The organism is Streptomyces sp. NPDC047000, assembly GCF_040644295.1.
GTDB lineage: Bacteria > Actinomycetota > Actinomycetes > Streptomycetales > Streptomycetaceae > Streptomyces.
On record NZ_JBEYWE010000030.1, the window covers coordinates 30,569 to 43,607 of the forward strand.

Annotated in this window: 1 protein-coding gene; it reads left to right on the forward strand. The window is 74.6% G+C overall.

What is annotated here, in order from left to right; translation table 11 throughout:
• Nucleotides 1–328: 328 nt before the first annotated feature.
• Nucleotides 329–12,991, forward strand: a complete 12,663-nt coding sequence (locus ABZ862_RS32235) for a type I polyketide synthase (protein WP_360965954.1) — start codon at nt 329–331, stop codon at nt 12,989–12,991.
• The last annotated feature ends 48 nt before the right edge of the window (nt 12,992–13,039 follow it).

Below are 13,039 nucleotides of genomic sequence, written 5' to 3' on the forward strand. Positions count from 1 at the left end.
GGGTGCGTCGACGACGACTCGCGGGTCCGGCGGTACGGACGGCCGTCCGGGCGGCCGGCGTGCCCGCGCGGGCTCACGGCAGTCGACCGCCGCCGTACGAGGGTGCCGTGCCGAGTTCGGGCATACGCCTAGACTTGCCCCCCTTGCCCGGACCCTCCCGCGCCCGCTATGGCGCAGGTCCGAGGGCCCCCGGGCGCCGGTCGCCGACCCGGTGGGCAGGGCCTAGAAATTCCCCTAGAGCACCTGGCAGGAGCGCTGAGCGCGCCGGACGCCGTGCCACCGTGAGGGCTGCCCCGACCCCGTCGCCTTGGTGTTTGGAGTGCCATCCATGAACGAGCCGGTACCCGCGGACGCCGCCGCCCAGAGCCCCGTTCCGGCCCACGAGACCGTGGGCGAGGACGCGCGCGCGGCCGAGCCCGGGGGCGGGTCCGGAGCCGAGTTCGTCGCCGACGCGTCCGTGGAACCCGTCGCCGTGGTCGGGCTGGCCTGCCGGCTGCCCGGCGCCGACGGGCCGGACGCGTACTGGAGCCTGCTCACCGAAGGGCGCAGCGCCCTCACCGACGCGCCCGGCGACCGCCGCCCCGCGGGTGAGGGCGACGTCATGGGCCACAGCACCTCCGTCCCGTATCGCGGCGGATTCCTCGACGCCCCCGGCGACTTCGACGCCGGCTTCTTCGGGATCTCGCCCCGCGAGGCCCAGGCCATGGACCCGCAGGCGCGGCTGGTCCTCGAACTCGGCTGGGAGGCCCTGGAGAACGCGGCCCTCCCGCAGGCCCGGCTCCCGCACGCCACCGGCGTGTTCATCGGTGCCGACGCCGCCGACTACGCCGGTCTCGTGCACCGGCAGGGCAGTGCGGGCGTCGGCCACCACACCACCACCGGTCTCAGCCGCGGCCTCATCGCCAACCGCCTCTCCTACGCCCTGGGCATCGGCGGCCCCAGTCTGAGCGTCGACACCGCCCAGTCCTCCGCGCTCGTCGCCGTCCAGCTCGCCTGCGACAGCCTGCGGGCCGGGGAGTGCGAACTCGCCCTCGCCGGCGGCGTCCACCTCAACCTGGTCCCTGAAAGCACCCTGGCCCTCGCCGAGTTCGGCGGCCTCAGCCCCGACGGCCTGTGCCACACCTTCGACGCCCGCGCCAACGGGTTCGTGCGGGGGGAGGGTGCCGGTCTCGTCGTCCTCAAGCCGCTGTCCCTGGCCCGGCGCGACGGCGACCACGTGTACGCCGTCATCCGCGGCGGTGCCGTCAACAACGACGGCACCGGAGCCACCCTCACCACCCCCGACGCCGCCGCCCAGGAAGCCGTGCTGCGCAGCGCGTACGCCCGCGCCGGCGTCGCCCCCGGCAGCGTCGACTACGTCGAACTGCACGGCACCGGCACCCGGGTCGGCGACCCCGTCGAGGCCACCGCGCTCGGCGCCGCCCTCGGCACCGACCCCGCCCGTACCGCCCCGCTGTCCGTCGGCTCCGTGAAGACCAACATCGGCCATCTGGAGGGCGCGGCCGGGATCGCCGGGCTGCTCAAGGTGGTCCTCTGCCTCGCCCACGGGCACCTCGTGCCCACCCTCAACCACACCACCCCCCACCCCGCGATCGACCTGGCCGGACTCGGCCTGCGCGTCCAGCTGGAGACCGCCGAGTGGATCCCGGCGCAGGCCGGACGGCCGCTGCGGGCGGGCGTGTCGGCCTTCGGGATGGGCGGCACCAACGCCCACCTGGTGCTCGAACAGGCCCTGGTTCCCACACCGTCGGGCGACACGCCGGCGTCAGGCGACACGCTCGTCTCCGGTGCCGAACGCCCGGCGGTGCCCTGGCTGTTGTCCGCCCGCAGCCCCGAAGCCCTGTGCGCCCAGGCCGAGAAGCTCGCCGCGCATCCCGCAGCCGGCGCCGACCCCCTGGACGTCGGCTGGTCCCTGCTGACCACCCGGACCCCCCTCCCGTACCGCGCCGTGGGCACCGGCACGGACGCCGCCGACATCCTGCGGCAGCTCGCGCTCGCCGTCCCCGCGGGCCCCGCCGCCGCGTCCGGCACCACCGGCCGTCCGGTGTTCGTCTTCCCCGGGCAGGGCAGCCAGTGGCTCGGTATGGCCGTCGAACTCCTCGACACGGCACCGGTGTTCGCCCGGCGGATCGCCGAGTGCGAGGCCGCCCTCGCCCCGCACGTGGGCTGGTCGCTCACCGCCGTCCTGCGCGGCGACCCCGGCGCACCCTCCCTCGACCGCTCCGACGTGGAGATCGTCCAGCCCGTGCTGTGGGCGGTGATGGTGTCACTGGCCGCGCTGTGGGAGTCGTACGGCGTGCGGCCCGCCGCGGTCGTCGGACACTCCCAGGGCGAGATCGCCGCCGCCGTCGTCGCGGGCGCGCTCGACCTGGCCGACGGCGCCCTGGCCGTCGCCCTGCGCAGCCGGGCCCTCGTCGCCCTCAAGGGCCTCGGCGGCATGATGTCCGTGGCTCTGCCCGAGGCGGCGGCCCGCGACCTCATCGCCGTATGGGACGGCCGGATCTCCGTCGCCGCCGTCAACGGCCCCGGCTCCGTGGTGGTCTCCGGTGAACCCGACGCCCTCGACGCCCTCGCCGCCGAGGCGGAACGCCGCGACGTACGCGTACGGCGTATCGACGTCGACTACGCCTCCCACTCCGCGCACGTCGAAGCGGTCCGCGACGAGGTGCTGAGCCTGCTCGCCCCGATCGTCCCGCGCACCCCCGGGATCCCGTTCATGTCGACGGTCACCGGGCAGTGGCTGGAGCCGGCCGCCACCGGCGCCGCCTACTGGTACGCCAACCTGCGCCGGACCGTGCTCCTGGAACCCGCCCTGCGCGCCCTGACCGCCGCGGGACACACCACGTTCGTCGAGGTCAGCCCGCACCCGGTGCTGACGGTGCCGGTGAAGGAGACCCTGGCGGCCGTCGGCGGCGACACCGGACCCGCCCTCGTCACCGGCACCCTGCGGCGCGGCGAGGGCGGACTCGCCCGCTTCCACACCTCGCTCGGGGAACTCTGGGCGAGCGGCGCCGACGTCGACTGGACCCCGGCGTTCACCGGCAAGGGACGGCGGGAACCGCGGCGGGTCGCGCTGCCCACCTACGCGTTCCAGCGGCGGCGGTACTGGGTGGAGGAGGGCGTCGGATCCGTCGGACCCGTCGCGGCGGCGGCTCCCACGGTCTCCTCGCCGGCACCCCTCTCGGGAGGGGGCGCGGAGCCCGGTGACAGCCTGCGGCTGGTGAAGGAGGGCGCGGCCGCCGTTCTCGGGCACGCCGACGCCGAGGCCGTGGACCCCGGCCGGACCTTCAAGGAGCTCGGGCTCGACTCGGTCACCGCCGTCGAGCTGTGCGAACGCCTCAACCGGGCCACCGGACTGCGGCTGCCCGCCACCGTCGTGTACGAGTACCCGACCCCCGCCCGACTGGCCCGCCATCTCGACGCGGCCCGCGAGGGCGGCACCGCCGACACCTCCGCAGGGGTGTCGGCCCGGGGCACCGCGGCCGACGAGCCGGTCGCGATCGTGTCGATGGGCTGCCGTTTCCCGGGCGGGGTGCGTTCGCCGGAGGATCTGTGGCGGGTGGTGCGGGACGAGGCGGATGTCATCGGGGCGATGCCGGCCGACCGCGGCTGGGACCTCGACGCCCTCTACGACCCCGACCCCGAGCGCAGCGGCACCAGCTACGTCCGCGAAGGCGGATTCCTGCACGACGCACCCGGGTTCGACGCCTCCTTCTTCGGTATCTCCCCGCGCGAGGCCCTCGCCATGGACCCGCAGCAGCGCCTCCTCCTGGAGACCGCCTGGGAGGCCATGGAGCGCGCCGGAATCACCCCGGACACCCTCCAGGGCAGCGCGACCGGTGTGTTCATCGGGGCGACCGCCCCCGAGTACGGGCCCCGGCTGCACGAAGCGACCGAGGCGGTGGAGGGCCACGTCCTCACCGGCGTCTCGGCGAGCGTCGCCTCCGGCCGCATCGCCTACACCCTGGGCCTGGAGGGCCCGGCGGTGACCGTGGACACGGCGTGCTCGTCGTCGCTGGTCGCCCTGCACATGGCCGTACGGTCGCTCAGGTCCGGCGAGTGCTCCCTCGCCTTCGCGGGCGGCGCCACCGTGATGAGCGGTCCGGGCATGTTCGTGGAGTTCAGCAGGCAGCGCGGTCTCGCCGCGGACGGCCGCTGCAAGCCGTTCGCGGAGAGCGCGGACGGCACCGGCTGGGGCGAGGGTGTGGGGGTGCTGTTGCTGGAGCGGTTGTCGGACGCGCGGCGCAACGGGCATCGGGTGCTGGCGGTGGTGCGGGGTTCGGCGATCAATCAGGACGGTGCGAGCAATGGTCTGACGGCGCCGAACGGGTTGTCGCAGCAGCGGGTGATCCGGGCGGCGCTGGCCGACGCCGGTCTGTCGGCCGCCGACGTGGACGCGGTCGAGGCGCACGGCACCGGCACGAAGCTCGGCGACCCGATCGAGGCGCAGGCACTGCTGGCCACGTACGGGCAAGGGCGCGAGGCCGACCGGCCGCTGTGGCTCGGCTCCCTCAAGGCCAACATCGGCCACACCCAGGCGGCGGCGGGCGTCGCCGGTGTCATCAAGATGGTGCAGGCCCTGCGGGAGGGGCTGCTGCCCAGGTCACTGCACGGGGACGACCCCACGTCCTACGTGGACTGGTCGGTGGGTGGCGTGGAGGTGCTGGGGCGGGCCCGGGAGTGGGATGCGGAGGGTGGGCGTCCCCGGCGGGCCGGGGTGTCGTCGTTCGGGATCAGCGGGACGAACGCCCACGTGATCATCGAGGAGGGCGAGCAGAGCGCGGCACCGCCCGAGGCTCCGGAGGCCACGGGTACGGATCCGGTGGTTCCGTTGCTGCTCTCGGCACGCTCCGAGAACGCCCTGAGCGGGCAGGTCGAGCAGCTGGTGTCCCATGGGGAGGAGTCCGGGGCGCGGCCGGTGGATGTGGCGTGGTCGCTGCTGAGCGAGCGGGCGTTGTTCGAGCATCGTGCGGTGGTGATGGGGTCGGAGGTCGTCGCCTCCGGAACCGCCGGGCGGTCGAGGCCGGTGGTGTTCGTGTTCCCGGGGCAGGGTGCGCAGTGGGTGGGGATGGCGGTCGAACTCCTCGACTCGTCCCCGGTGTTCGCGGCCCGGTTCGGGGAGTGCGGGGCGGCGCTGGCGCCCTTCGTCGACTTCGACCTGGTGGAAGTGGTCCGGGAGGGGCGGGACTTCGACCGGGTGGACGTCATCCAGCCGGTGCTGTGGGCGGTGATGGTGTCGCTGGCGGCGGTCTGGGAGTCGTTCGGCGTGTCGCCGTCGGCGGTGATCGGGCATTCCCAGGGTGAGATCGCGGCGGCGGCCGTTGCCGGTGCCTTGTCGCTGGACGACGCGGCGCGGGTGGTGGCGTTGCGGAGCAGGGCGATCATCGCGTTGGCCGGGCGGGGTGGGATGGTGTCCGTCGCGCTGACGCGGGACGGTGTGGAAGGGCTGATCGCCCGCTGGGACGGGCGGGTCTCCGTCGCCGCCGTCAACGGGCCCACCTCCGTGGTCGTCTCCGGTGACGCGGACGCGCTGGACGAGCTGGTCGCGTACGCCGACGGCAACGACATCCGCGCCCGTCGTATCGAGGTGGACTACGCCTCCCACTCCGCCCATGTGGAGCTGATCCGGGAGGAGTTGCTGGAGGTTCTGGCGCCGATCACTGCGCTGGAGCCGACGGTGCCGTTCCTCTCCACGGTGACGGGGGAGTGGGTGGAGTCGGCTCTCACGGACGCGGAGTACTGGTACACCAACCTCCGCCGGACGGTGCAACTGGAGCCCGCGGTGAGGAAGCTGGCCGCCACGCACGGTGCGTTCCTGGAGATGAGCCCGCACCCGGTGCTCACCGTCCCCGTCGCGGAGACCGTCGAGTCGGCGGGCGTAGAGGCCCTGGTCACCGGCACTCTGCGGCGCGGCCAGGGCGGTCTGACCCGCCTCTACGCCTCCCTCGGCGAAGCCTGGACGCACGGTATCGCCGTCGACTGGAGCCCCGTCTTCGCCGGCACCCGTCCCCGCCGCACCGACCTCCCCACCTACCCCTTCCAGCACCACCGCTACTGGCTGGACACCCCGAAGCCCGCCACCGCCACCGCCGCCGACCCGGTCGACGAGGCCTTCTGGAAGACCGTCGAGGAGGGCGACCTCGCCGAGTTCGCCCGCACCCTCGGCCTCCCGGAGGACTCCGAGACGCTCGGCTCCGTCGTACCGGCCCTCTCCTCCTGGCGCCGCACCCGCCGCGACCGCAGCACGCTGGACACCTGGCGCTACCGCGTCACGTGGCGTCCCCTTCCCGCCGCCCCGGAGGCCACCGGCGCCCGACTGAGCGGCGTATGGCTGGTCGTCGTACCCGAGACGTTCCGTGACGACCCGCAGATCCTGGCCGTCCTCGCCGCCGTCACCGAACAGGCCGACGGAGTCAGCGTGCTGACCGTCGACACGGCGGCCGACGGCTGTGACCGGGAGCGGCTGCACGCCCGGATCACGGCGGAGGGCGAACTCGGCGGGGTGCTCTCCTTCACCGGACTCGACGAGCACCCGCACCCCGAACACCCCTCTGTGCCGCAGGGCCTGGCGGCGAGCCTGGCGCTGTTGCAGGCACTCGGCGACGCCGGTGCCGAGGCACCGCTGTGGTGTGTCACCCGGGGTGCCGTGGCCGCGTCGGTGGCCGCGGCCGACGAACCGGCGCCCGCCGCCCCCGTCCAGGCGGGCGTCTGGGGACTCGGCCGGGTCGCCGCCCTGGAACACCCCAAGCGCTGGGGCGGCCTGATCGATCTCCCCGAGGCAGCCGCCGACTTCGTGCCGGACCTGCTCATCGGCCTCCTGGCGGGCGACGGCGGCGAGGACCAGGTCGCCCTGCGGGGCACCGCGGTGCTCGGCCGCCGCCTGGTCCGCGCCCCGCTCGGCGGCGCCACCCCGCCCCGCTCCTGGACACCGCGCGGGACCGTACTGGTCACGGGCGGTACCGGCGCCCTCGGCGCCCGGATGGCACGCTGGCTGGTCGGCAACGGCGCCGAACACCTCGTCCTGACCGGGCGCCGGGGTGCCGACACACCCGGTACGGCCGAACTCCGCCAGGAAATAGAGGAGCAGGGCATCCCGGTCACCGTCGTCGCCTGCGACATGGCCGACCGGGACTCCGTGACCGCGCTGCTGGAGCACCTGGAGGGGAAGGGCGTGCCGCCGGTCCGTACGGTGCTGCACGCCGCCGGGGTCAGCGCCCTAGGCTCCCTCGCCGACACCGGCCCCGCCGACCTCGCGGCCACCCTCTCCGGAAAGGTGCTCGGCGCCGACCACCTCGACGCCGTACTGGACCCGGCCGGCCTCGACGCCGTCGTCTACTTCTCCTCCATCTCCGGCACCTGGGGCGTCGCCGACCACGGCGCCTACGCCGCCGCCAACGCCGTCCTCGACGCGCGGGCCGCGCAACGCCGCGCCGCCGGGGTGCCCGTGCTGTCCGTGGCCTGGGGACCCTGGGCGGGCGGCGGCATGATCGCGGAGGAGATCCAGGACGTCCTGCGCCGCCGCGGTGTGCCGGTCATCGACCCGGACACCGCCGTCACCGGCCTCCAGCAGGCCCTGGACCACGACGAGACGGCCGTCGCCGTCGCCGACGTCGACTGGCGGCGCTTCGCCGGGGTCTTCACCTCGGTCCGGCGCAGCCCGCTGCTCGCCGAACTCCCCGAGGCACAGCCGGAGAACGCTCCGGAGAGCGATCCGGGGACCGCCGCCGAGGCTGCCACCGGCCTGCTGCGCGACCTGGCCCGGCTGGACACGGCGGGCCGTACGGCCGCCCTGGCCGAACTGGTCAGCGGCCAGGTCGCCGACGTCCTCGGCCACGACAGCGCGACCGCCGTCGACACCACGCTCGCCTTCAAGGACCTCGGCTTCGACTCGCTCACCGCCGTCGAACTGCGTAACCGCCTCGGCCGCAGCACCGGTCTGAAGCTGCCCACCACCGTCGTCTTCGACCACCCCAGCATCACGGCGCTGGCCGGGTTCCTGGCGGAACGGGCCTTCGGCGCCGAGCAGTCGGCGCCCGCCGCCGCACCGGTGACGGGCAGGGCCCTCGCCGGTGACGAGCCGGTCGCGATCGTGTCGATGGGCTGCCGTTTCCCGGGTGGGGTGCGTTCGCCGGAGGATCTGTGGCGGGTGGTGCGGGACGAGGCGGATGTCATCGGGGCGATGCCGGCCGACCGCGGCTGGGACCTCGACGCCCTCTACGACCCCGACCCCGACCGCAGCGGCACCAGTTACGTCCGCGAGAGCGGATTCCTCTACGACGCCGCCGAGTTCGACGCCTCGTTCTTCGGTATCTCCCCGCGCGAGGCCCTCGCCATGGACCCGCAGCAGCGGCTCCTCCTGGAGACCGCCTGGGAGGCCCTGGAACGTGCCGGACTCGACCCGAAGTCCCTGCGCGGCACCAGTACCGGCGTCTACGTCGGCCTCACCGAGCAGGAGTACGTCGCCCATCTGCGGGCCACCGAGGAGGGCCAGGCCTACCTCGCCACCGGCGCCGCCTCCAGCGTCGCGTCCGGCCGGATCGCCTACACCCTGGGCCTGGAGGGACCGGCCGTGACCATGGACACGGCGTGTTCGTCGTCGCTGGTCGCCCTGCACACGGCGGTACGGGCCCTGCGCACCGGCGAGTGTGATCTCGCGCTCGCGGGTGCGGCCACGGTGATGTCCGGGCCCAGCCAGTTCGTCGCCTTCAGCAGGCAGCGGGCCCTCGCGGCCGACGGTCGCTGCAAGTCGTTCTCCGCCGCCGCCGACGGTTTCTCGCTCGCGGAGGGTGTGGGGGTGTTGCTGCTGGAGCGGTTGTCCGATGCGCGGCGCAACGGGCATCGGGTGCTGGCGGTGGTGCGGGGTTCGGCGATCAATCAGGACGGTGCGAGCAATGGTCTGACGGCGCCGAACGGGTTGTCGCAGCAGCGGGTGATCCGGGCGGCGCTGGCCGACGCCGGTCTGTCGGCCGCCGACGTGGACGCGGTCGAGGCCCACGGCACCGGCACCAGGCTCGGCGACCCGATCGAGGCCGAGGCACTGCTCGCGACCTACGGCCAGGAACGGCCCGGCGCGGACCGGCCGCTGTGGCTCGGCTCCGTGAAGTCCAACATCGGCCACTCGCAGGCCGCTTCGGGCATGGCCGGCATCATCAAGATGGTGCAGGCCATGCGGTACGGCATCCTGCCGAGGTCGCTGCACGCCGACGAGGTGTCGCCCTACGTGGACTGGTCGGCGGGTGGCGTGGAGGTGCTGGGGCGGGCCCGGGAGTGGGATGCGGAGGGCGGGCGTCCCCGGCGGGCGGGGGTGTCGTCGTTCGGGATCAGCGGGACGAACGCCCACGTGATCATCGAGGAGGGGGCGGAGACCGCGGCGCCGCCGGAGGCTCCGGCTACGGATCCGGTGGTTCCGTTGCTGGTCTCAGCGCGTTCGGAGGCGTCGCTCGACGCGCAGACGGAGCGGGTGGTCGCGCATCTGCGGGGCGCGGAGGCGCGGCCGGTGGATGTGGCGTGGTCGCTGCTGAGCGAGCGGGCGTTGTTCGAGCATCGTGCGGTGGTGGTGGGGTCGGAGGTCGTCGCCTCGGGTACTGCGGGTCGGCCGGGGCCGGTGGTGTTCGTGTTCCCGGGGCAGGGTGCGCAGTGGGTGGGGATGGCGGTCGAACTCCTCGACTCGTCCCCGGTGTTCGCGGCCCGGTTCGGGGAGTGCGCCGCCGCGCTGGATGCCTTTGTCGACTGGTCGTTGGTGGAGGTGGTGCGGGGCGCGGAGGGCGCTCCGGGATTCGACCGGGTGGACGTCATCCAGCCGGTGCTGTGGGCGGTGATGGTGTCGCTCGCGGCGGTGTGGGAGTCGTTCGGCGTACGCCCCTCCGCCGTCGTCGGTCACTCGCAGGGCGAGATCGCGGCGGCCGTGGTCGCCGGGGCGCTGTCGCTCCAGGACGGTGCGCGGGTGGTGGCGCTGCGGAGCAGGGCGATCATCGCGTTGGCCGGGCGCGGTGGGATGGTGTCCGTCGCGCTGACCCGGGACGGTGTGGAAGGGCTGATCGCCCGTTGGGACGGGCGGGTCTCCGTCGCCGCCGTCAACGGGCCCACCTCCGTGGTCGTCTCCGGTGACGCGGACGCGCTGGACGAGCTGGTCGCGTACGCCGACGGAAACGGCATCCGCGCCCGCCGCATCGAGGTGGACTACGCCTCCCACTCCGCGCACGTCGAGCTGATCCGCGACGAGCTGCTGGCACTCCTGGCGCCCATCGTGCCCCGGGTCCCCGAGGTGCCGTTCCTCTCCACGGTCACCGGTGAATGGCTCGACCAGGACGTCACCGACGCGGAGTACTGGTACACCAACCTCCGCCGGACGGTGCAACTGGAGCCCGCGGTGAGGAAGCTGGCCGCCACGCACGGTGCGTTCCTGGAGATGAGCCCGCACCCGGTGCTCACCGTCCCCGTCGCGGAGACCGTCGAGTCGGCGGGCGTAGAAGCCCTGGTCACCGGCACTCTGCGGCGCGGCCAGGGCGGTCTGACCCGCCTCCACGCCTCCCTCGGCGAAGCCTGGACGCACGGTATCGCCGTCGACTGGACCCCCGTCTTCGACGGCACCCGTCCCCGCCGCACCGACCTCCCCACCTACCCCTTCCAGCACCACCGCTACTGGCTGCACGCCCCGAAGCCCACGGCCACCACCGCCACCGCCGATCCGGTCGACGACGAGTTCTGGACGACCGTCGAGGGCGGTGACGTGGCGGCCCTCGCCGAGACGCTCGGTCTCCCGGACTCCGAGTCGCTCGAGGCCGTCGTACCGGCCCTCTCCTCCTGGCGCCGCGCCCGCCGGGACCGCTCGACGCTGGACAGCTGGCGTTACCGGGTCGTCTGGCGCCCGCAGCCCGAACCGGCCTCGCTCGCGCCGCGGTTGGACGGGACCTGGCTCGTCGTCGTGCCCGAGGGACACAAGGACGAGGACGGCCTGGTGGCCGCCACCGCCGACGCCCTGCGCACCGCGGGCGCCCGCGCCGTCGAACTGGCCGTACCCGGGTCCGGCAGCCGAGCCGACCTGGCCGACCGGCTGCGCGGGGCGCTTCCCGCGGACGTACCGCCGGCCGGTGTCGTCTCCTTGCCGGTGCCGGACAGCGAGCCGGACGAGCGCGCCCACGGCATCGCCTCCGCCGGCCTCCTCGCCACGATGACCCTGGCCCAGGCCCTGGAGGACGCCGGGATCACCGGCCCCCTGTGGTGCCTGACCCGGGGCGCGGTCGCGGCCGGCGCCGACGACCCGGCACCCGATCCGGCACAGGCCGCCGTCTGGGGACTGGCCCGGGTGATCGGGCTGGACGCACCCGAGCGCTTCGGCGGCCTCGTCGACCTGCCCGCCGGAGACCTCGGCACCGCCGTGAGCCGTCTCCCCGCGCTGCTGGCCGGCGGGACCGGGCCGGACGGCGGCCGGGAGACCGAGTTCGCGGTACGCGCCGCCGGGATCAGCGTGCGCCGCATGATCCGTACGCCGTCCGGGGACGGCACGGCCGCCGACGCATGGCAGCCGCGCGGTACCGTCCTGGTCACCGGCGGCACCGGCGCCCTCGGTGCGCACGTCGCCCGCTTCCTCGCGCGGGCCGGTGCCGAGCACCTGGTCCTGGCCGGCCGGCGCGGTCCCGAGGCCCCCGGAGCCGCCGCACTGCGCGCGGAACTCGCCGAATCGGGCTGCGAGGTGACCGTCGCCGCCTGCGATGTCGCCGACCGCGCCCAACTCGCCGCCCTGCTCGACGAGATACCCGGTACCGCCCTGACCGCCGTGGTCCACACGGCGGGCGCGGTCGAGGAGGCCCGCCCGCTCGGCGAGCTGACGCCCGACGACGCCCTCGCCGTGATGCGCGCCAAGGTGCTCGGCGCCCGGCACCTCGACGAACTCCTCGCCGACCGCCCGCTGGACGCCTTCGTCCTGTTCTCCTCCGGCGCCGGCGTCTGGGGCAACGGCGGACAGGCCCCGTACGCCGCCGCCAACGCCCACCTCGACGCACTCGCCGAACAGCGCCGTGCCCGGGGACTGCCCGGCACCTCGATCGCCTGGGGCGCCTGGGCGGGCGGCGGCATGGTCGACGAGGCGGTCGGCGAGCAGCTGCTGCGCCGTGGCGTCCCGGCCATGGACCCCGGCCTCGCGGTCCGCGCGGTGACCGGCGGCAGCGGTCCTGCGGGCACGCTGGTCGTCGCCGACATCCGCTGGGACCGCTTCCTCCCTGCCTACTGCGCCCGGGGCCACCGCCCGCTCCTCGACGAGGTGCCCGAGGTGCGCGACCTCCTCGCCGCGCGGGACGCCGGGCGGCGCGACGACGTTCCGGAGGAGGGCGCCACCTCGGCCGCCGCCACTCTGCTGGCCGAACTCGCCGCGCTGCCGGAGGCCAGGCGCCGCCGCAAGCTCGTCGACCTGATCCGCACCCATGTCGGTGCCGTCCTGGGCCACGGCCCGGGTGACACCGTCAAGGCGGGCCGCGCCTTCCGCGACATGGGCTTCGACTCCCTGACCGCGGTGGAACTGCGCAACCGGCTCAGTACGGCCGTCGGTACCCGGCTGTCGGCGACGATCGTCTTCGACCACCCCACGCCGAACGCCCTCGCCGACCACCTACAGACGGAACTCCTGCCCCCGGCCACGGCATCGGCACCGGCGGACGCACCGACCAACGCGCCCACGGTCGCCGCCCCCGGCGTCGACCAGCTGGCGGCCGCCTACCGGCAGGCCACCGACCCCGCCGCACGTCACGCACTCACCGAAGCGCTGCGCACGCTCCTGGACACCTGGACGGCCTCCGCCCCACCGGACGACACGGCCGGCGACGCCGCCCAGCACCCCGGACCCCCACCGGTCCCGAACCCGAACCCGAACCCGAACCCGGACCCGAAGAACCCAGACCCGGACCCAGAGCCAGGGACGGCGGTCGACGAGGAACTGCTCACCGCCTCCGACGAGGACATGTTCGACCTGATCGACAGGGAACTCGGGATCTCCTGAGCGGAACCCCGTCACGGCTCCCGATTCTCGAAGGGCTGACTTTTCGCC